Origin of the sequence: Cyanobium sp. Alchichica 3B3-8F6 (assembly GCF_024346435.1) — a bacterium.
GTDB lineage: Bacteria > Cyanobacteriota > Cyanobacteriia > PCC-6307 > Cyanobiaceae > Cyanobium_A.
In genome coordinates, this window is the sequence record NZ_JAGQCZ010000003.1 from 1 (window position 1) to 22,810 (window position 22,810).

Below are 22,810 nucleotides of genomic sequence, written 5' to 3' on the forward strand. Positions count from 1 at the left end.
CCAACTCCAGCTCCAGCTCCTCCAGCGCCACCAGCTCCTGCACCTGGCGCCCCAGCGTGATCTCCTGCTCGTGACTCAGCAGCGGCACCCGGCCGATGTCCCGCAGGTAGCTGCGCACCAGATCGCCATCGGCCTGGGGCATCGAGCGAGCCGGCGAGGCGGGGATGGCGGCGGTGGCGATGGCAGTAGCGACAACCACGACGGCAAGGCTTTGAAGATGTGTAAAGCCTAACCTGAAGAAGTGTGAACTCCTCTCACAAATCCCAAAAACTCAGCCAGTTGGGGCCCGCTGCAGCAGCCAGGAGGCGGTCTGCAGGTAGATGAACACCCCGGCCACGTCCACCACGGTGGTGATGAAAGGCGCCGACATCAGCGCCGGATCCAGTCCCAGCCGGGCGAACAGCAGTGGCAACACCGAACCGGCCGTGGCTGCCAGGGTGCTGATCACCACCAAGCTGAAGCCAGCCGAGATCGCCACGGTGACGTTGCCGCCCACCAGCCAGGCCCAGGGCACCACCGCCGCCGCCAGCAGCAGCCCGAGCAGCAGCCCGGCCAGGGCTTCCCGCGCCACCGCTCGGCCCGCCCCGATCGCCTGCAGCCGCTGGGTGCTGAGGCCGCGGATCACCACCGTGGAGCTCTGGGCGCCCACGTTGCCGCCGGTGCCGATCAGCAGCGGAATGAACGCCGCCAGCACCACCACCTGCTGGAGCACCGCATCCTTTGAGGCGATCACGGCCGCGGTGCCGCTGTTGGCCACCAGCAGCACCAGCAGCCACACCACGCGGCGGCGGGCGACTGTGAACAGGCTGCTCTGGAAGTAGTCGTCTTCATCGCCGGCCTGCACCGCCCCGGCGGCGTAGAGGTCGCGGGTGGCCTCCTGCTCGATCACGTCGATCACGTCGTCCACCGTGACGATCCCCACCAGCCGCTGCTCCCGGTCCACCACTGGAATCGCCAGAAAGTCGTAGCGCTGAATCGCCCGCGCCACCTCCTCCTGGTCGGTGTCGGTGCCCACGCTCACCACCTCGCGGGTCATCACATCACCGATGCGCGCCTCCGGATCGGCCACCACCAGATCCCGCAGCGACAACATGCCGCTGAGGTGGCGCGAGCCGTCGGTCACGTAGAGGGCGTAGATGGTTTCGGTGTCGCGGGCGCGGCGGCGCACGATCGTCAGGGCCTGCTCGGCGCTGTGAAACTCCTTGAGGTCGATGAACTCGGTGGTCATCAGGCGACCCGCCGTTTCCGGCGCGTAGCCCAGCAGCTGGGCCGTCACGCGGCGCTCAGCCGGGCTGAGTTCGGCCAGCAGGCGGCGCACCACCTTGGCGGGCAGCTCATCAAACAGCCGCACCCGGTCGTCGGGCGACATCTCCTCCACCAGCTCCAGCACCTCGCCCGAGCGCAGCCGCTCCAGCAGGGTTTGCTGCACCGCGGCATCGAGGTACTCGTACACCGCGATGGCTTCGTCCTTGGGCAGCAAGCGGAAGGCCAGGGCCTGCAGGGTGCGCGGCAAACTGCCGATCGCTTCGGCCGCATCCACCTCTTGCACGGGCCCAAGCAGCAGCTTGGCGCCGTCGTAGTTGCCGGCCTCCAGCAGGGTTTCCAGCTGCTGTGCCACCACCTCGGCCACCTGGACGCCGTTGGCTTCGCTCATGGCCCCCGCGACGCCTCAATCTCGAGTTTATGGGCCGCTAGGGTCCGGTCACTTGTTGATTCCCGCACCCATGGCGATCTCTGTCAGCACCGTGACCGTGCGCGATGCCCAAGGCGGCGCACGCAGCCTGGGCGATTGGGCCGGCAACGTGCTGCTGGTTGTAAACGTGGCCAGCCGCTGCGGCTTCACCCGCCAGTACGCCGGCCTGCAGGCGCTCCAGGACACCTACGGCCCCCAGGGCCTGGCGGTGCTCGGCTTCCCCTGCAACGACTTCGGCGCCCAGGAACCCGGCAGCCTGCCGGAGATCCAGCAGTTCTGCTCCACCACCTACGGCGCCAGCTTCACCCTGCTCGACAAGGTGACCATGGCCGAGGAGCCCTACACAACCCTCAGCCAGGCTGAGCCGGCCGGCCCCGTGGCCTGGAACTTCGAGAAGTTCCTGATCGGCAAAGACGGCACGGTCCTGGCCCGCTTCAAGAGCAACGTGGAGCCCGATTCGGCTGAGCTGAAGAGCGCCATCGAAGCGGCTTTGGCTGCGGGCTAGCCGGCCGCCAGCCAGCCACGGCGATCGCCGGCCTGCACCTGCAACCAACGCTGGCCAGATCCACCCCGCCAGCTGCGCACAACCCGCAGCGGCTGATCGGCAGACAGACCCTGAAGAGCCGGCGCCTGCTGCTCAGGGGCGACGCGCAGCGCCATCGCCCCCGTGGACAGCAGGGGACCGCCCATGGTGCGCCGCCGCACCTCGGGCGAGCGGCGATCAGCCCCGCCCGCCGGCAGCGCCACCGGAGTGATCAAGGCAAAACCGAGCAGGGCCGCCCAGCGCCAGGCTGCAGGTGACTGCCTCATGCGGAAAGCAGCATCAAATATCCAGCTGGGCCAAATCGAGGCTGGCGCTGTGGGTTTCGATGAATTCCCGGCGTGGAGCCACTTTGTCGCCCATCAGGATTGTGAAGATGCGATCGGCTTCGAGGGCATCTTCGATCTCCACACGCTTCATCATGCGGGTGGTGGGATCCATGGTGGTTTCCCAGAGCTGCTGAGGCATCATTTCGCCCAAACCCTTGAAACGCTGGATCGTGTAGTTGGCCTTCTCGCCGAAGCCCTCAATGGTCTTCTTGAGGTCGTTTTCGTTGTAGCAATAGGTGTGATTTTTGCCGCGTTCCACCTTGTAGAGCGGCGGGCAAGCGATGTAGATGTAGCCACCTTCCACCAGGGCCCTCTGGTAGCGGAAGAAGAAGGTAAGGATCAGGGTGCGGATGTGGGCGCCGTCGACGTCGGCGTCGGTCATGATCACGATCCGGTGATAGCGCAGGCTCTTCTCGTCGAAGTCTTCACCCTTGATCCCTAAACCAAGCCCCGTGATCAGGGCCTGGATCTCGGTGTTTTTGTAGATTTTGGCGTCGTCGGTTTTCTCGATGTTGAGAATTTTGCCGCGCAACGGCAGGATCGCCTGGAAGCGGCGGTCGCGACCCTGCTTGGCGGAGCCACCAGCGGAATCGCCCTCCACGATGTAGATCTCCGATTCGGAGGGGTCGCGGGAGCTGCAGTCGGCCAGCTTGCCGGGCAGGGTGGAGCTCTCCAGCACGCTCTTGCGGCGCACCAGCTCACGGGCCCGGCGGGCGGCTTCGGCGGCATTGAAGGCCTGGATCGCCTTCTCGAGGATCAGATCGATCACCGAGGGGTTGAATTCCAGGTATTCGCTGAGGGCTTCGCCCACCAAGGTGTCCACGATGCCGCGCACCTCAGTGTTGCCGAGCTTGGTTTTGGTTTGCCCCTCGAATTCCGGATCCGGCACCTTCACCGACAGCACGGCTGTGAGGCCCTCGCGGATGTTTTCACCGGCGAGGTTGGTGTCGGCGTCTTTGCGCTTGCCGCGCTTTTTGGCGAAGGTGTTGAGGGTGCGGGTGAGCACCGTTTTCAGACCCTCGATGTGGGTGCCGCCATCGACGGTGCGGATGTTGTTGGCAAAGCCCAGGATGCTGTCGGAGTAGGCATCCACGCACCACTGCAGTGCCGCCTCCACCTGCACACCGTCCTTTTCGCGGTTGACGTAGATGATTTCCGGATGCAGCGGATCCTTCTCCGCATTCATGTAGGCAACGTATTCGCGGATCCCGCCTTCGTAGAAGTAGATCTCTTCGTGGCACTCACCGGCGGCATTGCGGGCCGCAGCGCGGTCGTCGCGGAAGACGATCCGCACGCCGCCGTTGAGGTAGGCCAGCTCGCGCAAGCGCGAGGAGAGGGTGTGATAGTCGAACTCGATACCAGTCGAGAAGATCTCGATATCCGGCTTGAAGCACACCGAGGTGCCGGTGCGACCCTGCTCGCCGGGAGCGGATTGCAGGATGCCGATCGGCGCCCCGCGCTCGAAGCGCTGGGTGTGCACCTGGTTTTGGCGGTAGACGGTGACTTCCACCCACTCGGAGAGGGCGTTGACCACAGACACACCCACGCCGTGCAGGCCGCCGGACACCTTGTAGCCACCGGAGCCGAACTTGCCGCCGGCGTGCAGCACGGTGAGCACCGTCTCCAGGGCGCTCTTGCCGGTGCGGGGGTGGATGTCGGTGGGGATGCCGCGGCCGTTGTCGGTGACGGCGCAGGAGCCGTCGTCGTTGAGCACCACCAGGATCTGGTCGCAGTGGCCGGCCAGGGCCTCATCCACCGCGTTGTCGACCACCTCGTACACCAGGTGGTGCAGGCCCCGCGGCCCGGTGGAGCCGATGTACATCCCCGGGCGTTTACGCACCGGCTCCAGGCCTTCCAAAACCTGGATCTGCTCGGCGCCATAGGCGGCCTGAATTTTGGTGGAAGCTTGGCTTTCAGCGCTCATGCAGGAAGGGTTCCCCAGGGAATCGGCACAGGACGGCGAGATCCCGGGGCAAGTAAGGCGTGAAACAGACCCAAAAGCCCTTCACGAAAGGCAATTTACCACCGCCAACCCGGCGGGGCACCCCCTGGCAAGGTGGACCCATGAGCCGCACTCAGCCACCCCGTCAGCCACTGGTGATCGTGTTGCTGGGTCCCACCGCCAGCGGCAAAACCGACCTGGCGATCGCCCTGGCCCGGGCACTGGATCTGGCGGTGTTGAACGTGGATTCGCGCCAGCTCTACTGCCACATGAATGTGGGCACCGCCAAACCCACGGCCGCTCAGCAGGCCCTGGCCCGCCATGAGCTGCTGGATCTGCGCGATCCGGATCAACCAATCAACCTGCAGGAATTTCGGGCCCTTGCCGAAGCCCAGCTCAATACCGAGCTGGGCCGCCCGCGGGCGAGCGGGCCACCTGTGGCGCTCCTGGCGGGCGGCAGCGGCCTCTACCTGCAGGCGATCACCCAAGGCATGGAGCCGCCGGCGGTGCCGCCCCAGCCCCAGCTGCGGGCGCAGCTGGCGGCCCTCGGCCAGCCCCTTTGCCACCAGCTGCTGCGCCAGGGCGACCCCATCGCCGCCGGCCGCATCGCCGCCGCCGATGCCGTGCGCACCCAGCGGGCCCTGGAGGTGCTGTATGCCACCGGGCGACCCCTCTCCAGCCAGCAGGGGGCGACGCCGCCGCCCTGGCGGGTGCTGGAGCTGGGCCTCAATCCAGGGGATCTCAAGACCCGCATCGCCGCCCGCACCCGGGCCCTCTACAGCGAGGGGCTGGTGGCCGAAACCGAAGCCCTGATCAGGCGCTACGGGGCGGAGCTGCCCCTGCTCGACACGATCGGCTACGCCGAAGCGCGGCAGCAGCTGGCGGGTGAGCTCAACGAAGCCGACGCCATCGCGCTCACAGAGCAGCGCACCCGCCAGTTTTCCAAGCGGCAGCGCACCTGGTTCCGGCGGCGGCACGCGCCCATCTGGCTGGAGGGCCGCAGCCCTGAAGAACAATTGAGCCAGGCCTTACAAGTGGTCGCACGCGGTCTAGGGTGAAGCGTTAGCGATTTCGCGATCCTTCACACCCCTGAATGCCTCCCCGTCCCCGTTTTGACCGCCGTGCTCCCGTGCGGGAGCTGCCCAACATCAACGACCGCATCAGCTACCCCAATTTGCGGGTGGTGGATGCCGACGGCAGTCAACTGGGGGTGATCACCCGAGAAGCGGCGCTGGAGGTGGCGAAAGACCGCGAGCTCGACTTGGTGCTGGTGAGCGAGAAGGCCGATCCGCCGGTGTGCCGGATCATGGACTACGGCAAATACAAGTTTGAGCAGGAGAAGAAGGCCAAGGAGGCCAAGAAAAAGTCGCACCAAACCGAAGTCAAAGAGGTGAAGATGCGCTACAAGATCGATTCGCACGACTACCAGGTGCGGATCGGCCAGGCACAGCGCTTCCTCAAAGACGGCGACAAAGTGAAGTGCACCGTGATCTTCCGCGGCCGCGAGATCCAGCACACCGCCCTGGCCGAGGTGCTGCTGATGCGCATGGCCAAAGACCTGGAAGACAACGCCGAGATCCAGCAGCCCCCCAAGCGGGAGGGCCGCAACATGATCATGTTCCTGAGCCCCCGCAAGGCCGCCGCCCCCAAGGCCAACGGCAAGGCCCCAGCGAGCGCTGCTGCGGAATAACTGCTGCTGAGCCGGCGCGCTAGAGCCGCTCCTCAAACAACGCCAGCATCTGGCTCCACCCCTCGGCCGCCGCCGCGGGGTGGAAATCGGCACGGGCTTCGCACATGAAGCCATGGCCGGCCCCGGCGGCCACGATCAGGGGCGGCTGGCCGGCTGACGCCAGGGAGGCGCGGATCGCGGGCGGCTCCTCGGGTGGCATCAGCGGGTCGTGGTCGCCGCAGAAGCACAGCAGCTTGCCGCTGATCTGCGGCACCACCGCGAGGGTGGGCGACCCGCCGCCGGGGCGATCGGTCGATACCCGGGCGCCATAGAAATCGCAGGTGGCCACCACCTCAGGCAGGGTGGCCGCCAGCAGGGCCAGATGACCGCCAAAGCAGAAGCCCACACAGCCCACCGGCCGCTGCTCCAGGCCCGGCTGCACCTGGAGCCAGGCGATGGCGGCGCAGGCGTCGTCGAGAAACTGGGCGGCGGTGAGCTGGTCGCGGTGGCGGCGGCCCTCCTCCAGGCCTGCGGCGTCGTAGCCCACATCCAGATCGGGGGCGGTGCGGGCAAAGATCGGCAGCGCCAGCGCCGCGTAGCCGTGGCCCGCGAGCCGCTCCGCCACGCTGCGCACCCAGCCATTCACCCCAAACACCTCCGGCAGCACCAGCACCGCCGCCCGGGGCACCCGGTCCGCCGGCGGCCGGGCCCACCAGCCGCGCAGCTGGGGCGAGAACTGTTGCCAGCCAGCCTGCACGGGGCCTGCAGGCGCGGGGAGATCTGCTGGGGACGGGGCTGGGAACTTCGACATGGGCTGGTGGGGGCGGGGTACGGGCTGTTGCCGGCGCGTTCAGAGAGTTGTACAGCTTGTACAGATTTCCGGAGCGCCGATCCCACACAGCACGTCAACCCAGGTCAACGCAACCGCCATAGGGAGCCAACCGGCACACGCGCGTATGCCAACGGGGGGATTGTCCCCAGGGCAGATGCTACTTATCGTGGCCACCAGCCCAATTGGCCCAAACCCCGGCGTGCGATTCCACATTCAGCAGGAAAGCGACATTCCGGCCTCCACGCAGCTCTACAACCAGATCTGCTTTGCCATTGCGGCCCGTCACTACCCACCGGGGCACCGATTGCCCAGCACCCGGCAGCTGGCGATGCAGACCGGCCTGCACCGCAACACGATCAGCAAGGTGTATCGGCAGCTGGAAACTGACGGCGTCGTGGAGGCGATGGCCGGCTCGGGCATCTACGTGCGCGACCAGCAGAAGCCCAAGGAGATCAAGCCGCCACCGGGGCCCCGCGGCCGCTCGCTGCCCGACATCGACCGCCAGGTGCGCGAGAGCGTCGACGGGCTGCTGAATGCCGGCTGCACCCTGCAGCAAAGCCGCGATCTGCTCACCCGCGAGATCGACTGGCGGCTGCGCTGCGGCGCCCGGGTGCTGGTCAGCACCCCCCGGGAAGACCTCGGCGCCTCCCACCTGATCGCCGAGGAGCTCACCCCCAATCTGCAGGTGCCGGTGGAGGTGGTGCCAATGGAGGAGCTGGCGGCGGTGCTCACCGAATCCAACAACGGCACGGTGGTGACCAGCCGCTACTTCCTGCAGCCGGTGGAGGAGATCGCCAAGCTCCACGGCGTGCGCGCGGTGGCGGTGGACCTCAACGATTTCCGCCACGAACTCGATCTGCTCAAGGAGCTGCGTCAGGGCAGCTGCGTGGGCCTGGTGAGCATCAGCCCGGGCATCCTGCGGGCCGCTGAGGTGATCCTCCACAGCATGCGCGGCAACGAGCTGCTGGTGATAACCGCCAACCCCGACACCGGCAGCCGCCTGCTGGCCCTGCTCCGGGCCGCCAGTCACGTGCTCTGCGACCGCCCGAGCCTGCCGCTGGTGGAGCAGAGCCTGCGCCAGAACCGCTCCCAGCTGATGCGGATGCCGGTGGTGCACTGCGCCCAGAGCTACCTGGGGGCCGCCACCATCGACGGCCTGCGCAAAGAAATTGGGCTCCTACCTGCCTGATTTAGAGGCTGAAGGGCCATTTCAAGCGGATGAAGAGATTCGAACTCTCGACCCTCTCCTTGGCAAGGAGATGCTCTACCACTGAGCTACATCCGCGGGCGTCGAGCGCGTCGACTTGAGGATCATGCATGACGGGGGGCCCCTCGGTCAAACCCCACAAGCTCCGGCAGGATGGCTCCATGCTCAAGGCACTGCAGGCCGACCTGGCGATCATCAAACAGCGCGATCCGGCGGCCCGCGGCACGCTGGAGATCCTGCTCTGCTATCCGGGCCTGCATGCCCTGACGCTGCACCGTTTCAGCCATTGGCTGTGGAGCCAGCGGCTGCCTTTGCTGCCGCTCATGGCGAGGGTGCTGAGCCAGCTGGGACGATTACTCACCGGCGTCGAGATCCACCCGGGGGCGCGCATCGGCCATGGTGTGTTCATCGACCACGGCATGGGCGTGGTGATCGGCGAAACGGCCTTGATTGGCGACCGCTGCCTGCTGTATCAGGGCGTCACCCTGGGGGGCACCGGCAAGGCCCACGGCAAACGCCACCCCACCCTGCGGGAGAACGTGGTGGTGGGCGCTGGCGCCAAGGTGCTCGGGGCGATCACCGTGGGCGCCAACACCCGCATCGGCGCCGGCTCGGTGCTGCTGCGCGATGTGGCAGCCGACAGCACGGTGGTTGGCATCCCTGGCCGGGTGATCCACCAGAGCGGCGTGCGCATCGATCCCCTGGCCCACTCCGCTCTGCCCGATGCGGAAGCCCGCGTGATCCGCAACCTGATGGAGCGCATCGACGCCCTGGAAACGGAGCTGGCCCGCACCCAGGGCTGCCTGCGGGAGCTGGCCGCCGGCCGCCCCCTACTTGAGCCCTGCGCCGGCGCCGCCCAAAACCTCAAAGACCGCGAAATCCTGGAATTCCTAGGCGATAACCCCGGGATTACGAGCTGAGGGCCCAGAGCTGACCTCAGGCCGTTGCCCCTTGAGGAGCCGGAGCCGGCTGGAACATAAACATCGAGTAGATCACGTTGCGGCGCATCTGGGTCATCATCTCGAGGAACATGTCGTAGCCCTCGTTTTTGTATTCGATCAGCGGATCCTTCTGGCCGTAGCCGCGCAGGCCCACGGATTCCCGTAGGGCATCCATCGCCTGCAGGTGCTCGCGCCAGAGGGTGTCGATCTGCTGGAGGATGAAGTAGCGCTCGGCCTCGCGCATCAGCCCGGGCCGCTGCTGCTCGATCTGGCCCTCCTTGATGTCGTAGGCATTGCGCAACTGCTCCTGCAGGAAGGCCTTGAGCTCTTCGACGCCGAGGCCCTGGAGTTGATCTGGGGTGAGATCCTCCAGCAGATAGATGAACTCCTTGGTTTTGTCCACCAGGCGGGTGAGGTCCCACTCCTCCGGTGGTAGCTCAGGGTTCACATAGGCCTCCACGATGTCGTCCACCGTGCGCTCGCCATAGCCGATCACCTGGGCCTTGAGCTCGCGGCCCTCGAGCACGCGCCGCCGCTCGGTGTAGACGGCCTTGCGCTGGTTGTTCATCACCTCGTCGTATTCGAACACCTGCTTGCGGATGTCGTAGTAGTACGTTTCCACCTTCTTCTGAGCCCCCTCCAGCGAGCGGGTGAGCATGCCGGATTCGATCGGCATGTCCTCCTCCACCCGGAAGGCATTCATCAATCCGGCCACGCGATCGCCACCGAAGATGCGCAGCAGGTTGTCTTCCAGCGACAGGAAGAAGCGGGTGGAGCCAGGGTCGCCTTGGCGGCCGGCGCGGCCGCGCAGCTGGTTGTCGACGCGGCGGGATTCGTGGCGCTCGGTGCCGATCACGTGCAGGCCACCGGCCTCGCGCACCTGCTGCTCGTTTTGCTTCACCACGGCGTCGTATTCGTCCTTCACCTGGGCGATGCAGTCGCGCAGGGCCTGGATCTGGGGGTCGTCGGTGGGGGCTTTTTCGGCCGCCTGGGCGATGCGGTCGTCGAGCTCCAGCAGGGTGAGGCTGCGGTCGCCCCAGGCCGCCACGAGGGCTTTAGCCAACTGGCTGAGGGCCTGCTCGGTCCCTTCGGTGAGGGTGCAGGGGTAGAGGCTGCCGAGAGCCCGGGCGTCGCGGCTGGCCTTGGCGGAGGGAATCGGTCGGTGCTCGTTTTCGGGCCGCACCAGCTTGGGCAGCAGGATCTCGCGCAGCTTGAGGCGCGCCATGTAGTCGCTGTTGCCGCCGAGGATGATGTCGGTGCCGCGGCCCGCCATGTTGGTGGCGATGGTGACGGCCCCGGCGCGGCCCGCCTGGGCCACGATCTCGGCCTCCCGCTCCACGTTTTCCGGCTTGGCGTTGAGCAGGTTGTGGGGAATCTCCTGCTCGGCCAGTAGAGCACTGAGCAACTCCGATTTCTCCACGCTGGTGGTGCCCACCAGCACCGGCCGACCGCTCTGGTGCACCTCGGCGGTTTCCAGCGCCACAGCGCGCCATTTGGCGGTTTCGGTTTTGTACACCTGATCGGTCCAGTCGGAGCGGGAGCGCACCCGGTTGGTGGGCACGATCGTGACCTCGAGTTTGTAGGTTTTCTCGAATTCCACCTCCTCGGTTTTGGCGGTGCCGGTCATGCCGGCCAGGCGCGGGTAGAGCAGGAAGAAGTTTTGGTAGGTGATCGAGGCGAGCGTTTGGGTTTCGGGTTGGATCTCCAGCTGCTCCTTGGCCTCGATCGCCTGGTGCAGGCCATCGCTCCAGCGGCGACCAGGCATCACCCGGCCGGTGAACTCATCGACGATCACCGCATCGCCGCTGCGCACGATGTAGTTGACGTCTTTGGTGAACAGCTCCTTGGCCTTGAGGGCGTTGGTGATGAAGTGGGCCCAGGGATCGTCGGGGTTGAACAGATCGCTCACGCCCAGCATCGCCTCGGCCTTGGCATAGCCCTCGTCGGTGAGGGTGACGTTGCGCTGCTTCTCGTCGACTTCGTAGTCGCCCTCAGGATCGATGCCGTCTTTGCCCATCTCGGCGGCGCGCTCCAGGGCCTCGGCCACCTCGGCGGCGCGGCGGTATTTCTCCTGGGGGCGCTCGATCTGGCCGGAGATGATCAGCGGCGTGCGGGCCTCATCCACCAGGATCGAGTCCACCTCGTCGATCACGCAGAAGTTGGGCGCGCGCTGCACCACCTCGGCGATGTCGCTCGCCATGTTGTCGCGCAGGTAGTCGAAGCCCAGCTCGCTGTTGGTGGCGTAGGTGATGTCGCAGGCGTAGTTGGCGCGGCGGGTGGCCGGGTCCATCTCTTGCTGGATCAGGCCTACCGAAAGCCCGAGGAAGCGGTGCACCTGGCCCATCCACTCGGCGTCGCGCCGGGCCAGGTAGTCGTTCACCGTCACCACGTGCACGCCGCGGCCGGTGAGGGCGTTGAGGTAGGCCGGCAGGGTGGCCACGAGAGTTTTGCCCTCGCCGGTTTTCATCTCGGCGATCTGGCCGTCGTGCAGCACCATGCCGCCGATCAGCTGCACATCGAAGTGGCGCATGCCCAGCACCCGTTTGCCCGCCTCGCGCACCACGGCGAAGGCCTGGGGCAGCAGCTCATCGAGCAGGGCCCGCTCCTTGGCGGCGTTGCCGGCCACCTGCTGCAGCTTCTGGCGGAATTCGCTGGTGAGGCCGCGCAGCTCGTCGTCCGAAAGAGGGGCGATCTCCTCCTCGAGCAGGTTGATGTCGGACACGATCGGCTGGTAGCGCTTCAGCTTGCGGGCATTGGGGTCACCCAGCAGGAGCTTGAGCATGGAAACGGGCCGAACGGAGCTCCGGCCAGCCTACTGAGGCAGTGCGGTGCATCCAGCCGGCGGCATCAGAGGCCCACCTGCTGCTGCAGGAGCTGTTCACGGAACAGGGCCACGGTGCTACGCAACCCCTCCGAGACTGGAATCCGGGCCCGCCACCCCAGGCCCGCCAAGCGGCTCACATCGAGCTGCTTTTTGGGAGTGCCGTCGGGCTGACTGGCGTCCCAAAGGATCTCGCCTTGGTAGCCCGTGGCCTCGGCCACGGCCTCGGCAAGCTGGCGAATCGTCGTATCGAGACCTGTGCCCACGTTGAGATGGGTGAGGCGCTGATCCTGGTCGTCGCGGGGGGCATGGGCCGCAGCAGGATCCCAGTGCTCCAGGGCAAACACGCAGGCCTCACCCAAATCATCCACGTGCAGAAACTCGCGCAAGGGGGTGCCTGTCCCCCAGCAGGTCACGGTGGCAGCGCCGCATTCGGCCGCCTCGTGAAAGCGACGAATCAACGCGGGCAGCACATGGCTGTTGGTGGGGTGGTAGTTGTCGCCCGGGCCATACAAGTTGGTGGGCATGAGGCTGATGGCATCAAAGCCATGCTGCTGGCGCAAGGCGGCGCACAGTTTGATGCCGGCGATCTTGGCGATGGCGTACCACGAATTGGTGGGCTCGAGGGCGCCGGTGAGCAGGGCCTCCTCGCGGAGCGGCTGCTGGGCAAACTTCGGGTAGATGCAGCTGCTGCCCAGAAACAGCAGGCGCCGGGTGCCATGACGCCAGGCGTTTTCGATCACATGCTGCTGAATTTTGAGATTGTCCAGCAGCAAATCGGCGGGGTAGGTGGCGTTCGCATGGATGCCTCCCACCTTGGCGGCCGCCAACACGACCACCTCGGGGCGGTGCTCGGCAAACCAACGCTGAACCGCCTGCGGGCACTCCCAAAGCTCTGGATTCTGTACTGCCTGTACAGAATCCAGACAGGTGAAAAGCAGCACCACGTTGGCCATCAGCACCGAGAAGCGAGCTCAGTCCGACTTTTTTATGTGCCGCAAGTATGCTTTTATGCCCATAAACAGGTGCCTGAATTGGCCACAGGTGTGGTTCCGGCATCCCCCACTGCCAGGGAAAAATGATGGTGCTAGCGATTCTGCACCCGTTGGCACCAATCGAGATTCGCGACAAACCAGCACACCGTGCTCTCCAGCCCCTGCTCAAAACTGTGGCCCGGCCGCCAGCCAAGCTCCCTGCTGATCTTGCTGGCATCGATGGCATAGCGCCGGTCGTGGCCAGGGCGATCCGCCACGGGCGTGATCAACCGGCTGTGAGGAACCCCAGCGGGGCGAAGACCATCCAAGAGCGCGCAGATCGCATCCACCAACTGCACGTTGCTGCGCTCGCTCGGGCTGCCATAGTCGCCGGCGCCGCCGATGCAATAGCTCTCTCCCAAGCATCCGCGCGTGGCCGCGAGCAACAGCGCATCCACGTGATCGTCCACGTAGAGCCAGTCGCGCACATTGGCCCCATCGCCATACAACGGAATCGGCTCACCAGCCAGCGCCTTGAGGATCACCACCGGGATTAGCTTCTCGGGAAACTGCCAAGGGCCGTAATTGTTTGAGCAGTTGGTGAGCACCACGGGCAGGCCGTAGGTGTGGTGCCAGGCGTTCACCAGGTGATCGCTGGCGGCCTTGCTGGCCGAATAGGGGGAGCGGGGGTCGTAGGGAGTGGTTTCTGAGAAGCGGCCCGTGGGCCCCAGGGAACCAAACACCTCATCGGTGCTGATGTGGTGCAAGCGGAAGCGTTCCTGCCGCTCCGGGGGCAGCTGCTCCCAGTGGGCCCGCACCGCCTGCAGCAGGTGGAAGGTGCCCTGCATATTGCTCTCGATGAAGGCGCCCGGTCCGCTGATCGAGCGATCCACATGGCTCTCGGCCGCCAGATGGAACACCAGATCCGGATCGGCCTGCCGCACCGCCTCAGCCGTGGCATCGGCATGGGCCAGATCCACCCGCAGCAGCTGGTGCCGGCCCTCCGCTAGTGCACCCAGCTCGGCGAGGGAGAGCTCAATGCTGGTGAGATCACTGGCGTAGCCCAGCTTGTCAAGGTTGAACACCGTGGCCCCGGTGTCCCGCAACAACCGCCGCACCAGCGCCCCGCCAATGAAGCCGGCACCGCCGGTCACCAGCACCCGCTGAACGCCACTGGCTAGCAAGGGGGTGGTCACGCAGCTTGCCTTGATGGGCTCAGGGTAGGAGAGGCATCAGACAGCACCTGCGCCAACGCAGCCCGCCAATGCAGCGGCTCCATCCCCAGGGCCGCCCGGCTGGTCGTGCAGTCGAGCAAGGAGTAACTGGGGCGTCGGGCCGGGGTGGGATAGTCGGCGGTGCTGATCGGCAACACGCGGGCGGCACGCTCCAGCAGGCCAGCCACCACCCCCAGCTCGCCGATCGCCACGGCGAAGTCGTACCAGCTGGCCACGCCAGCATCGCTCCAGTGCAGGATCCGTGGCAGCGCAGCTTCAGCAGCAGGCTCCAGGCCCACGCCGATCGCCCGCCAGCAGGCCGCCGACAGGGTGGCGGTGCTGGTGGGGCAACCCACCTGGTCGGCCACCACGCCGAGCTGCTGGCGCTCCCGGTGCAAGCGCAGCATTGTGAGGCAGCAGTTGTGGCCCACCGGGCCATGCACCCAGCCGGTGCGCAGCACCCGAGCCCCGGGCAACTGCAACGCCGCCGCCTCCCCCGCCGCCTTGCTGGCGCCATACGCCCCCAGGGGATCCACGTCTTGCTCGGGCCGGTAAGGGCTGCCCTGGGCGCCGTTGAACACGAAGTCGGTGCTCACCTGCAAGAGCCGGCCGCCTGTCGCGGCAAGGGCTTCAGCACACGCAGCCGGAGCATCGGCATTCACGGCCTGGGCCAGTGCTGGCTCACTCTCGGCCCGATCCACGGCCGTGTAGGCACCAGCATTCAGCACCCAATCCGGGCAGTGCGCGTGCACCGCGGCACGGCAGGCCTCAGGGGTGGCGAGATCCAAGGCCAGCAGCCCGGCACCGCCACTGCGGCTGGTGGCGATCAACTCCACCCCCGGGGGCTTCGTGGCAATCAGCGCCTGGCCCAGCTGGCCGGTGGCGCCGGTGAGCAGCACCTTCATGGCTGGGGCAGGGGCAACATCGCAGCCATTGTGGGCGGAACAGGCAAGCAGCAACAAGGAAGCTCCTAGAGTAAGGATTCCTTCACAGGGCAGAGCCATGGTTGTTGCCAAGCGCACCAGCAAAAACCAGCTCACCTTGCCCAAAACGGTGGTCGAACAAGCGGGTCTGGCCGACTACTACGACGTCACCTACGACAACGGCCGCATCGTGCTCACGCCGCTCCACCCCGGTGGAGCCACAGCGGTGCGTGCCCGTCTGGCGGAGCTCGGGATCAGCGAAGCCGATGTGACCGATGCCGTGAACTGGGCCCGGCAGGCGTGAGACGTGATCCGATCCGAGCAGTGCTCGACACCAACGTGTTGCTTTCAGCGCTGTTGTTCGCCAATGGCCAGCTCAGTTGGTTGCGGCCTTGCTGGCAGCGCGGCGCGTTGATTCCTGTTGTGGCTGAACCCACGGTGCGAGAGCTGTTGCGGGTGTTGGCCTATCCCAAATTCAAACTGAAACCAGCAGATCGAGAGCGCCTACTGGAAGATCTGCTGCCGTGGTGTACAAGCTGGACGGGTCCGATCCCCACAAGCTCCCACCGCGTGCGAGATCCCCATGATCAGGTCTTCCTTGATCTGGCTCTGGCTGCAGCCACCCCTGTGCTGGTGAGTGGCGATGCCGACTTGCTGGCCCTTGAGGAGTCGGTGATTCCGCTGTTGATCCTCAGCCCAGCCGACTTCCAGACATGGCTGGCTGGTTCCAGCTGAACAGGTCACCGTTGGCCAGCTCCCCCAGCAACGGCGCCGCGGCATCCTTCTCGGAGAGCTGCGGCAGCCGCCCCGCTAAAGCCTCCACTGGCCAGGTAATCGCCAGATCCGGATCGTCCCAACGCAGCGCGCGCTCGCAGTCGCGATTCCAGAAATCGGTGGTCTTGTAGAGCACCTCGGCCTGCTCGCTGAGGGTGAGGAAGCCGTGGGCAAAGCCCGCCGGCACCCAGAGCTGCTGGTGGTTCTCGGCGCTGAGCACCGCCCCCACCCACTGGCCAAAGGTGGGCGAACCGCGGCGAATGTCCACCGCCACATCAAAGATCTCCCCCACCACACAACGCACCAGCTTCCCCTGAGGATGGGGCGGCAACTGGTAGTGCAGGCCCCGCAACACGCCGCGGCTGGAGCGCGAATGGTTGTCCTGCACGAAGGCGGTGTCGCCCGCAGCGGCGTTGAAGGCCTGCTGGTTCCAGCTTTCAAAGAAGAAGCCCCGCGGATCGCCAAACACCCGTGGGGTGAGCAGCAGGGGCCCCTCGAGGGTGACGCCGGACGCCGTGGTGAGGCATTCAGCCTGCATGGGGGCTCTCAACCAGTTGCAGCAGATAGTCGCCATAGCCGCTCTTGCGCAGCGGGGCGGCCAGAGCGGCGAGCTGGTCGGCGCTGATCCAGCCCAGTCGCCAGGCCACCTCCTCAGGGCAGCCCACCTTCAACCCCTGACGGTGCTCCAAGGTGCGGATGTAACTGCCGGCCTCGTGCAGCGAATCGCAGGTGCCGGTATCGAGCCAGGCCATGCCCCGGCCCATCAGCTCCACCTGCAGCAATCCGTCCTCGAGATACATCCGGTTGAGATCCGTGATCTCCAGCTCGCCGCGAGCAGAGGGCTGAATCTGGCGGGCCCGCTCCACCACCGAGCCGTCATAGAAGTAGAGGCCGGTCACTGCATAGCGCGACTTGGGCTTGCTGGGTTTTTCCTCCAGGCTCAGCACCCGCCCATCCGGCGCAAACTCCACCACGCCGTAGCGCTCCGGATCCCGCACCGGATAGGCAAACACCGTGGCGCCCGCGCCGCCGCCGTTGCTCGCCTGCAGCTGGGGAATCAGGTCGTGGCCGTGAAAGAGATTGTCGCCCAGCACCAGGGCTGCTGGTGCCCCATTGAGAAACTCAGCGCCGATCAGAAACGCCTGGCCCAGGCCATCGGGGCTGGGCTGCACGGCGTAGGCGATCGTCATGCCCCAGGCCGAGCCATCGCCCAACAGCCGCTGAAAAGAAGGCTGGTCCTGCGGCGTGCTGATGATCAGCACCTCCCGAATCCCCGCCAGCATCAACGTGCTGAGCGGGTAATAGATCATCGGCTTGTCGTACACCGGCAGCAGCTGCTTGCTCACCGCCTGGGTGATCGGATGCAACCGGGTGCCCGTGCCGCCGGCCAGGATGATGCCCTTGCGGCTCATGGAGCACACTCCGCTGGGAAGATGTTGCCATGGCAGCACTGCGGCTCCTGATCCACGCCCCGGGTGCTCCGGGCCTGCGCTGGTTTGGCCTGGGGCCGGGCCTGCGCCCCACCCGGGGCCTGTGGAAGCTGCAGCGCCTGTTCAACAAGCACGCCTTTTGGGCCCAGGGGCGCAGCGTTGCGGATCTGCGCCGGCTGCTTGCCGGCAGCACCGTGGTGGTGAGCCTGTGGCAGGGCAAGCGCCTGGTGGGCTTCGGTCGGGCCAGCAGCGATGGGATCTATCGCGCCGTGCTCTGGGATGTGGTGGTGGCGGGAGATCTGCACGGCCAGGGTCTCGGCCGCCGGGTGGTGGAGGCCCTGCTGGCCGCACCCGCCCTGCGCGGCGTCGAGCGCATTTATCTGATGACCACCAACAGCGCCGGCTTCTACGAGCAGCTGGGCTTTGTTGACGCCGCCCCCCAGGCCCTGCTGGTGAAACCAGGGGCAGCCCAACCTCCTGGATTCCGCGAAACTTCAGGGCTCAGCGACACTCCAAGCTGACTGAAATCACGCTGTCAAAAATTCTGTACAGGCTGTACAAAATTCCGGAGAGCCCACAAAACCCGTCCCAGGTTCCCGGCCACCCCTCCAAGGCGCCCTGCAGCCTGGCGCGGTCAGCCGGGCAACTCGGTCATCAGACTGCCCATCTCCAGCGCCTGCAGGCCGTAGTTCCAGCCCAGGTTGCTCTTGATGCCGGCCCGCTCCAGGGCTTGCTGCAGCGTGTCGGTGGTGAGCACGCCGAAGATCACCGGCACGCCGGTGGCGCGGCTCACGGCCGCCACACCCTTGCTCACCTCCGCCACCACCACGTCGAAGTGGGGGGTGTCGCCGCGGATCACGGCCCCCAGGGTGATCACCACCTGGTAACGACCACTGGCCGCCAGGCGCTGGGCCACCAAGGGGATCTCAAAGCTGCCGGGCACCCAGGCAATGTCGAGCTGGGAGCTGGTGGCGCCGGTATCAATCCCGTGCCGGGTCAGGCAATCCAGACAGCCGCTCAACAGCTTGCCAGTTACCAGATCGTTGAACCGCGCCACCACAATGGCGATGCGGAGACCACTGGCACCGGTGAACGTGCCCTCGAAGCTGGCCACTGGATGGGGATGCGAATGCCTTCAGGCTACGCAGGCGGACTGAACATATTTAGACCACCCTGCTCAGACGACAAAGAAGCTCACGCCCCAGTTGAGCAGCACCAGAGCCACCCAGGCGATGCCGCCCAGCAGGATCAAGCGGTTGGAGCGGCCCGAATCCTCACTGCTGGCGTAGAGCACCGGCACCGCCACGATCAGGGCGAACGACAGCACCACCAGGGCCAGAACGGTGAGGGTGTTGAGGATCTGCATGGATCAGCAGCGGCGCTGTGCCGGTCAGTTGGGGGATTCTCACACGCAGGCCCAGGCCTCCAGCACCGTTGCTTCACAACTCGATGCCAGCCCCCAAGAAGATCGATCAGGGCTACGTTGTACGCAAGCGTGATCGATAGGCCATGGATGTCACCACGATGTCGCCGAAGTTTCAGTTGGTCATCCCCCGCGGCGTGCGCGAGCAGATGGGCCTGAAGGCGGGGCAGAAGCTCCAGGTGGTGCCGCTTCCAGGCCGAATCGAGCTGGTGCCCCTGGCAGCACCTGGCTCACTGCGGGGCTTCGTGGCCGGACCGAACAGCTTCGACCGCGACCTGGATCGCCAGCTCGGCCATGGCTGAAACCCTCTGGCTGGTGGATTCATCAGGCTGGATCGAATATTTCACCGATGGCCCGAATGCCAGCTTTTTCGCCCCGGCCATCGAGCAGCCGAAGGGCCTGGTGGTGCCAAGCCTGAGTGTGTTGGAGGTGTATCGCTGGATGCTGCGTGGCCACGGCGAGGGGCCAGCCATTCAGGCGATCGCCCTGATGCGTCAGGGCACAGAAATTGCCCTGGATGCCGCGCTGGCTCTGCAGGCAGCCCAACTGGGTCTGCAATGGAAGCTGCCGCCCGCTGACAGCGTGATGCTGGCCACCGCCTGGGCCCACCAGGCCACCTTGCTCACCCAGGACGCCGACTTCGAGGGAATTCCCGACGTGGAGTTCATTCTCAAAACAAGCTGAATAGTCCGGCAGAGCTGATCGGGCCAGCGCACCTACCATCAGCTCCCCCTGAGCAACCCCGTCGCCGTGGCCGCGGAAGCCGACCAGCAGCTTTCGCTCGCCGCCGCCCTCGGTCTGCCCGAGCAGCCCCCCACAGGCTCAGCGCGGCCCCGCCCCCGCCAGCGCCAGCCGGCCCCAGAAGCTGCGCCGGCAGCTCCTCCCGATAGCAACACCGACCTACCCGCCTGGCACCACCACGGCCTGGTGGAACCGGAGCAGCTCACGCCGATGCTGCGCCACTACGTGGAGCTCAAGCGCGCCCACCCCGACCGGGTGCTGCTCTACCGACTCGGCGACTTCTTCGAGTGCTTCTTCGAAGACGCCATCACCCTCTCGCGCCTGCTGGAGCTCACCCTCACCGGCAAGGAGGGCGGCAAGGGCATCGGCCGGGTGCCGATGGCGGGCATCCCCCACCATGCCGCCGAGCGCTACTGCGGCGAACTGGTGCGCCGCGGCCTGTGCGTGGCCCTGTGCGACCAGCTCGAAACCACCCCCGCCAAGGGCGAACTGCTCAAGCGCGGCATCACCCGGGTGCTCACCCCCGGCACCGTGCTCGAGGAAGGCCTGCTGGCGGCCCGCCGCAACAACTGGCTGTGCGCCGTGGTGCTGGAGGGCGCCGGCAGCTCAGCCGCCCGCTGGGGTCTGGCGGTGGCCGATGTCAGCACGGGCGAATTCCGGGTCACCGAGCGCGAAGGCAGCGACGCCCTGCACCAGGAGCTGCTGCAGGTGGAAGCCGCCGAGGTGCTCTGGCCCGCTGCCGCCAGCTCAGACGCCACCAGCCCCGCCTGGTGCCCCGACGCGCTGCGGCTCACGCCCCTGCCCCGCACCCCCTTTGAAGCGCTGGAAGCCAGCACCACCCTCAAGCAACGCTTCAGCCTGGCCAGCCTCGCGGGCCTGGGGCTGGGCGAGCTGCCGCTGGCGCTGCGGGCGGCCGGCGGCCTGGTGGCCTACCTCGACAGCACCCTGCAGGAGCAGCAGGTGCCCCTGGATCCCCCCACCACCTGGCACACCGGCGACCAGCTGGTGCTCGATGCCGCCACCCGCCGCAACCTGGAGCTCACCAAAACCCAGCTGGGCGGCCAGCTGCAGGGCTCCCTGCTGTGGGCGCTGGATCGCACCCACACCGCCATGGGCGGCCGCTGCCTGCGCCGCTGGCTGCAGGCGCCGCTGGTGGAACGCGCCGCGATCCTGGAGCGCCAGGGGGGCGTCAGCGAGCTGGTGGAGCAGCGCAGCCTGCGGCTGGCGATCCGCCGGCTGCTGCGCCCCATGGGCGACCTGGAGCGCCTGGCCGGCCGAGCCGGCGCCGGCAGCGCCTCGGCCCGTGATCTGGTGGCCCTGGCCGATGGTCTGGAGCGCCTGCCCCAGCTAGCGGCCCAGCTCGCCCAGGCCACCAGCGCCCCGCTACAGGCCCTGGCCCGCCCCTGGCCCGAGCTCGACACCCTGGCCGCCGCGCTGCGCCACACCCTGCTCGACACCCCACCCCTATCGCTCACTGAAGGCGGCCTGATCCACGACGGCGTCGACCCCAGCCTCGACGAGCTGCGCAACCAGCTCGACGACCAGGACGCCTGGCTAACCCAGCAGGAGGCCGAAGAGCGCCGGCTCAGCGGCGTCAGCACCCTCAAACTCCAGTACCACCGCACCTTCGGCTACTTCCTGGCGGTGTCCAAGGCCAAGGCGGCAGCGGTACCCCAGCACTGGATCCGCCGCCAAACCCTGGCCAACGAGGAGCGCTTCGTCACCCCGGCCCTGCGCCACCGCGAGGGCGCCATCCAGCAGCTCAAGGCCCGCGCCGCCCAGCGCGAATACGAGCTGTTCTGCGCCCTGCGGGCCCAGGTGGGCGAGCAGGCCGCCGCCATCCGCCACGCCGCCCGGCTGGTGGCCGAGCTCGATGCGATCGCATCGCTGGCGGAGGTGGCCGCCACCAGCGGCTACTGCTGCCCCGAGATCACCGACCCCAGCGGCCCCGAAGCCCGCCTGCTCCACATCGAGGCCGGCCGCCACCCGGTGGTGGAGCAGTTGCTGGTGGAGGAGCCCTTCACCGCCAACAGCATCCGCCTTGGGGCCACCCCCGACCTGATCATCCTCACCGGCCCCAACGCCAGCGGCAAAAGCTGCTACCTGCGCCAGACCGGCCTGCTGCAGCTGATGGCCCAGATGGGCAGCTGGATCCCCGCCAAATCGGCCCGCCTCGGCATCGCCGACCGCATCTTCACCCGCGTCGGCGCCGGCGACGACCTGGCGGCCGGCCAGTCAACCTTCATGGTGGAGATGGCCGAAACCGCCAACATCCTTCACCACGCCACGCCACGCTCGCTGGTGCTGCTCGACGAGATCGGCCGCGGCACCGCCACCTTCGACGGTCTCTCGATCGCCTGGGCCGTGGCCGAACACCTGGCCACCCCGCCCGAGCGCGGCGGCCTCGGCGCCCGCAGCATCTTCGCCACCCATTACCACGAGCTCAACGCGCTGGCGGAGCTGCTGCCCAACGTCGCCAATGCCCAGGTGCTGGTGCAGGAAACCGGCGACGCCCTGCTGTTCCTGCATCAGGTGGCCCCCGGCGGCGCCAGCCGCAGCTACGGCATCGAGGCCGCCCGCCTGGCCGGTGTGCCCGCCGCGGTGGTGCTGCGCGCCCGCCAGGTGCTGGGCCGCATCGAAGCCAACAGCGTCGTGCGCGTGGATCAGGAGGAAGCCGGCGGGGCAGACGGCGCGCTCGCCGCCTGAAGCCAGGCCGCCCGCAGCAGGGCGTTGCAGGCCGCGGCCACCAGTCCGGCTCCGCCCTTGGAGCCCTCGAGCCGGATGTGCGCCAGGCCACTCGCAGCCAGGTGACGCTTGCTCTCCGCCACCCCCACAAACCCCACCGGCATGCCGATCACCAGGGCCGGCTTTGCACCCTGTGCCAGCAACACCTCCAGAGCTGTGGGCGCGCTGCCGATCAGCACCACCGCGGGCTGCTGAAGCTCCGCCAGGGCCGCGGCCATGCCCGCCGCTGTGCGCGTGGAGCCCGCCGGCGCCTGATCCGGCGCCCAATCGAGCACGCTGCGCACCGGATGGCCGAAGGTGCGCCGCGCCATTGGCGCCACCGCCGCCGCCGCCATCGCCGTGTCGGTAAGGATCGGCGCCCCGGCGGCCAAGGCTGCTAGCCCCGCCTCACAAGCCCCCAGCGACCAACGCAGCTCGGCCACCAGGCTCGGGTCGCCGCTGCTGTGGATCAGCCGCAACAGCACGTCCTGCTGCAAGGGCGTCAGTGGAGCCAGGGCCGCCGCCACCCCCGGCAGCTCCCAAATCAGCCGCAGGCTCTCGCGAAAGATCGGGTGATCAAAGGCCTGCTCAAACGCCTGCTCGCCTTCTGAGGGCATGAACAACGGCAGCAA

The 22,810-nt window shown here is 67.1% G+C and carries 25 protein-coding genes and 1 tRNA gene; 11 read left to right on the forward strand and 15 right to left on the reverse strand.

Features of this window, described 5'->3' with window-relative positions; translation table 11 throughout:
- Both KBY65_RS03300 and mgtE read right to left on the reverse strand, forming a co-directional pair.
- On the reverse strand, nt 1–142 hold a 142-nt coding region (locus tag KBY65_RS03300), incomplete at its 3' end, for a sigma-70 factor domain-containing protein (RefSeq protein ID WP_315860033.1).
- Between the two features lie 129 nt (nt 143–271).
- Nucleotides 272–1,654: a magnesium transporter gene (gene mgtE, locus KBY65_RS03305; RefSeq protein WP_255000510.1), complete on the reverse strand. Its 1,383-nt coding sequence runs from the start codon at nt 1,652–1,654 to the stop codon at nt 272–274.
- Between the two features lie 70 nt (nt 1,655–1,724).
- On the opposite strand from mgtE, the gene KBY65_RS03310 reads away from it, so the two are divergent.
- A complete protein-coding gene (locus tag KBY65_RS03310) occupies nt 1,725–2,198 on the forward strand; it encodes a glutathione peroxidase (RefSeq protein WP_254987834.1) in 474 nt (157 codons plus the stop codon).
- On the opposite strand, the gene KBY65_RS03315 is transcribed toward KBY65_RS03310, so the two are convergent.
- On the reverse strand, nt 2,195–2,503 hold the full coding sequence (locus KBY65_RS03315) for an SH3 domain-containing protein (RefSeq protein ID WP_255000511.1): 309 nt from the start codon (nt 2,501–2,503) through the stop codon (nt 2,195–2,197). The two genes, KBY65_RS03310 and KBY65_RS03315, sit on opposite strands and share 4 nt — an antisense overlap.
- A gap of 13 nt (nt 2,504–2,516) precedes the next feature.
- The gene (gene gyrB, locus KBY65_RS03320) at nt 2,517–4,487 is read right to left on the reverse strand and encodes a DNA topoisomerase (ATP-hydrolyzing) subunit B (protein ID WP_255000512.1); all 1,971 of its coding nucleotides are present in this window, start codon (nt 4,485–4,487) and stop codon (nt 2,517–2,519) included.
- 140 nt (nt 4,488–4,627) lie between these two features.
- Here gyrB and miaA point away from each other — a divergent pair, with 140 nt between their 5' ends.
- Nucleotides 4,628–5,563, forward strand: coding sequence for a tRNA (adenosine(37)-N6)-dimethylallyltransferase MiaA (gene miaA / locus KBY65_RS03325; RefSeq protein ID WP_255000513.1), 936 nt, complete (start codon nt 4,628–4,630; stop codon nt 5,561–5,563).
- 35 nt (nt 5,564–5,598) lie between these two features.
- Nucleotides 5,599–6,195, forward strand: coding sequence for a translation initiation factor IF-3 (infC, locus tag KBY65_RS03330; RefSeq protein WP_255000514.1), 597 nt, complete (start codon nt 5,599–5,601; stop codon nt 6,193–6,195).
- A 19-nt stretch (nt 6,196–6,214) separates the two neighbouring features.
- Here infC and KBY65_RS03335 read toward each other — a convergent pair whose 3' ends face one another.
- The gene (locus tag KBY65_RS03335) at nt 6,215–6,931 is read right to left on the reverse strand and encodes a dienelactone hydrolase family protein (protein WP_255000515.1); all 717 of its coding nucleotides are present in this window, start codon (nt 6,929–6,931) and stop codon (nt 6,215–6,217) included.
- A gap of 274 nt (nt 6,932–7,205) precedes the next feature.
- Here KBY65_RS03335 and KBY65_RS03340 point away from each other — a divergent pair, with 274 nt between their 5' ends.
- Complete coding sequence (locus tag KBY65_RS03340) at nt 7,206–8,195, forward strand: GntR family transcriptional regulator (RefSeq protein ID WP_255000632.1); 990 nt, start codon at nt 7,206–7,208, stop codon at nt 8,193–8,195.
- Nucleotides 8,196–8,219: 24 nt separating this feature from the next.
- On the opposite strand, the gene KBY65_RS03345 is transcribed toward KBY65_RS03340, so the two are convergent.
- Nucleotides 8,220–8,291, reverse strand: a tRNA-Gly gene (locus KBY65_RS03345).
- Nucleotides 8,292–8,374: 83 nt separating this feature from the next.
- On the opposite strand from KBY65_RS03345, the gene cysE reads away from it, so the two are divergent.
- Complete coding sequence (gene cysE / locus KBY65_RS03350; protein WP_409996617.1) at nt 8,375–9,133, forward strand: serine O-acetyltransferase; 759 nt, start codon at nt 8,375–8,377, stop codon at nt 9,131–9,133.
- Nucleotides 9,134–9,149: 16 nt separating this feature from the next.
- Here the strand turns inward: cysE and secA are convergent, their stop codons facing one another.
- From secA to rfbD, 4 genes are all read right to left on the reverse strand, one after another.
- Nucleotides 9,150–11,936 carry a preprotein translocase subunit SecA gene (secA, locus tag KBY65_RS03355; RefSeq protein WP_255000518.1) on the reverse strand — a complete coding sequence of 929 codons (2,787 nt, stop codon included), beginning with the start codon at nt 11,934–11,936 and terminating at the stop codon, nt 9,150–9,152.
- A gap of 65 nt (nt 11,937–12,001) precedes the next feature.
- Nucleotides 12,002–12,937 carry a GDP-L-fucose synthase family protein gene (locus KBY65_RS03360; protein WP_255000519.1) on the reverse strand — a complete coding sequence of 312 codons (936 nt, stop codon included), beginning with the start codon at nt 12,935–12,937 and terminating at the stop codon, nt 12,002–12,004.
- A 125-nt stretch (nt 12,938–13,062) separates the two neighbouring features.
- Nucleotides 13,063–14,145 carry a dTDP-glucose 4,6-dehydratase gene (rfbB, locus tag KBY65_RS03365; RefSeq protein ID WP_255000520.1) on the reverse strand — a complete coding sequence of 361 codons (1,083 nt, stop codon included), beginning with the start codon at nt 14,143–14,145 and terminating at the stop codon, nt 13,063–13,065.
- Complete coding sequence (gene rfbD / locus KBY65_RS03370) at nt 14,142–15,068, reverse strand: dTDP-4-dehydrorhamnose reductase (protein WP_255000521.1); 927 nt, start codon at nt 15,066–15,068, stop codon at nt 14,142–14,144. Before rfbD ends, rfbB begins: the two co-directional genes overlap by 4 nt.
- 97 nt (nt 15,069–15,165) lie before the next feature.
- On the opposite strand from rfbD, the gene KBY65_RS03375 reads away from it, so the two are divergent.
- Together KBY65_RS03375 and KBY65_RS03380 are read left to right on the forward strand one after the other, a co-directional pair.
- A complete protein-coding gene (locus KBY65_RS03375; protein WP_255000522.1) occupies nt 15,166–15,390 on the forward strand; it encodes an AbrB/MazE/SpoVT family DNA-binding domain-containing protein in 225 nt (74 codons plus the stop codon).
- Entirely contained in the window at nt 15,387–15,821 is a 435-nt protein-coding gene (locus KBY65_RS03380; RefSeq protein WP_255000523.1) for a putative toxin-antitoxin system toxin component, PIN family, read from the forward strand. The genes KBY65_RS03375 and KBY65_RS03380 overlap by 4 nt, the downstream gene beginning before the upstream one ends.
- Here the strand turns inward: KBY65_RS03380 and rfbC are convergent.
- Both rfbC and rfbA read right to left on the reverse strand, forming a co-directional pair.
- On the reverse strand, nt 15,778–16,398 hold the full coding sequence (gene rfbC / locus KBY65_RS03385) for a dTDP-4-dehydrorhamnose 3,5-epimerase (protein WP_255000524.1): 621 nt from the start codon (nt 16,396–16,398) through the stop codon (nt 15,778–15,780). The two genes, KBY65_RS03380 and rfbC, sit on opposite strands and share 44 nt — an antisense overlap.
- A complete protein-coding gene (rfbA, locus tag KBY65_RS03390) occupies nt 16,388–17,272 on the reverse strand; it encodes a glucose-1-phosphate thymidylyltransferase RfbA (RefSeq protein WP_255000525.1) in 885 nt (294 codons plus the stop codon). Before rfbA ends, rfbC begins: the two co-directional genes overlap by 11 nt.
- A gap of 29 nt (nt 17,273–17,301) precedes the next feature.
- Here rfbA and KBY65_RS03395 point away from each other — a divergent pair, with 29 nt between their 5' ends.
- Complete coding sequence (locus tag KBY65_RS03395) at nt 17,302–17,811, forward strand: GNAT family N-acetyltransferase (protein WP_255000526.1); 510 nt, start codon at nt 17,302–17,304, stop codon at nt 17,809–17,811.
- A gap of 113 nt (nt 17,812–17,924) precedes the next feature.
- On the opposite strand, the gene ribH is transcribed toward KBY65_RS03395, so the two are convergent.
- Together ribH and psbZ are read right to left on the reverse strand one after the other, a co-directional pair.
- On the reverse strand, nt 17,925–18,404 hold the full coding sequence (gene ribH / locus KBY65_RS03400; protein WP_255000527.1) for a 6,7-dimethyl-8-ribityllumazine synthase: 480 nt from the start codon (nt 18,402–18,404) through the stop codon (nt 17,925–17,927).
- 63 nt (nt 18,405–18,467) lie between these two features.
- Nucleotides 18,468–18,656, reverse strand: a complete 189-nt coding sequence (gene psbZ / locus KBY65_RS03405) for a photosystem II reaction center protein PsbZ (protein WP_254927806.1) — start codon at nt 18,654–18,656, stop codon at nt 18,468–18,470.
- 143 nt (nt 18,657–18,799) lie between these two features.
- On the opposite strand from psbZ, the gene KBY65_RS03410 reads away from it, so the two are divergent.
- From KBY65_RS03410 to mutS, 3 genes are all read left to right on the forward strand, one after another.
- Nucleotides 18,800–19,015: an AbrB/MazE/SpoVT family DNA-binding domain-containing protein gene (locus tag KBY65_RS03410; protein WP_255000528.1), complete on the forward strand. Its 216-nt coding sequence runs from the start codon at nt 18,800–18,802 to the stop codon at nt 19,013–19,015.
- A complete protein-coding gene (locus KBY65_RS03415) occupies nt 19,008–19,397 on the forward strand; it encodes a type II toxin-antitoxin system VapC family toxin (RefSeq protein ID WP_255000529.1) in 390 nt (129 codons plus the stop codon). Before KBY65_RS03410 ends, KBY65_RS03415 begins: the two co-directional genes overlap by 8 nt.
- Nucleotides 19,398–19,511: 114 nt before the next feature.
- Nucleotides 19,512–22,160 carry a DNA mismatch repair protein MutS gene (gene mutS, locus KBY65_RS03420; protein ID WP_255000633.1) on the forward strand — a complete coding sequence of 883 codons (2,649 nt, stop codon included), beginning with the start codon at nt 19,512–19,514 and terminating at the stop codon, nt 22,158–22,160.
- On the opposite strand, the gene KBY65_RS03425 is transcribed toward mutS, so the two are convergent.
- Nucleotides 22,118–22,795, reverse strand: a complete 678-nt coding sequence (locus KBY65_RS03425) for a precorrin-8X methylmutase (RefSeq protein ID WP_255000530.1) — start codon at nt 22,793–22,795, stop codon at nt 22,118–22,120. The genes mutS and KBY65_RS03425 overlap by 43 nt on opposite strands.
- Between the last annotated feature and the right edge of the window lie 15 nt (nt 22,796–22,810).

Bases quoted from the DNA above. Each gene is read 5' to 3' on its own strand.
- KBY65_RS03415 (WP_255000529.1), top strand. From the start codon at position 19,008: ATGGCTGAAACCCTCTGGCTGGTGGATTCATCAGGCTGGATCGAATAT.
- miaA (WP_255000513.1), top strand. From the start codon at position 4,628: ATGAGCCGCACTCAGCCACCCCGTCAGCCACTGGTGATCGTGTTGCTG.
- gyrB (WP_255000512.1), bottom strand. From the start codon at position 4,487: ATGAGCGCTGAAAGCCAAGCTTCCACCAAAATTCAGGCCGCCTATGGC.
- rfbD (WP_255000521.1), bottom strand. From the start codon at position 15,068: ATGAAGGTGCTGCTCACCGGCGCCACCGGCCAGCTGGGCCAGGCGCTG.
- KBY65_RS03425 (WP_255000530.1), bottom strand. From the start codon at position 22,795: ATGCCCTCAGAAGGCGAGCAGGCGTTTGAGCAGGCCTTTGATCACCCG.
- KBY65_RS03375 (WP_255000522.1), top strand. From the start codon at position 15,166: ATGGTTGTTGCCAAGCGCACCAGCAAAAACCAGCTCACCTTGCCCAAA.
- psbZ (WP_254927806.1), bottom strand. From the start codon at position 18,656: ATGCAGATCCTCAACACCCTCACCGTTCTGGCCCTGGTGGTGCTGTCG.
- cysE (WP_409996617.1), top strand. From the start codon at position 8,375: ATGCTCAAGGCACTGCAGGCCGACCTGGCGATCATCAAACAGCGCGAT.
- infC (WP_255000514.1), top strand. From the start codon at position 5,599: ATGCCTCCCCGTCCCCGTTTTGACCGCCGTGCTCCCGTGCGGGAGCTG.
- KBY65_RS03310 (WP_254987834.1), top strand. From the start codon at position 1,725: ATGGCGATCTCTGTCAGCACCGTGACCGTGCGCGATGCCCAAGGCGGC.
- rfbC (WP_255000524.1), bottom strand. From the start codon at position 16,398: ATGCAGGCTGAATGCCTCACCACGGCGTCCGGCGTCACCCTCGAGGGG.
- secA (WP_255000518.1), bottom strand. From the start codon at position 11,936: ATGCTCAAGCTCCTGCTGGGTGACCCCAATGCCCGCAAGCTGAAGCGC.
- rfbA (WP_255000525.1), bottom strand. From the start codon at position 17,272: ATGAGCCGCAAGGGCATCATCCTGGCCGGCGGCACGGGCACCCGGTTG.
- KBY65_RS03410 (WP_255000528.1), top strand. From the start codon at position 18,800: ATGGATGTCACCACGATGTCGCCGAAGTTTCAGTTGGTCATCCCCCGC.
- KBY65_RS03315 (WP_255000511.1), bottom strand. From the start codon at position 2,503: ATGAGGCAGTCACCTGCAGCCTGGCGCTGGGCGGCCCTGCTCGGTTTT.
- KBY65_RS03395 (WP_255000526.1), top strand. From the start codon at position 17,302: ATGGCAGCACTGCGGCTCCTGATCCACGCCCCGGGTGCTCCGGGCCTG.
- mgtE (WP_255000510.1), bottom strand. From the start codon at position 1,654: ATGAGCGAAGCCAACGGCGTCCAGGTGGCCGAGGTGGTGGCACAGCAG.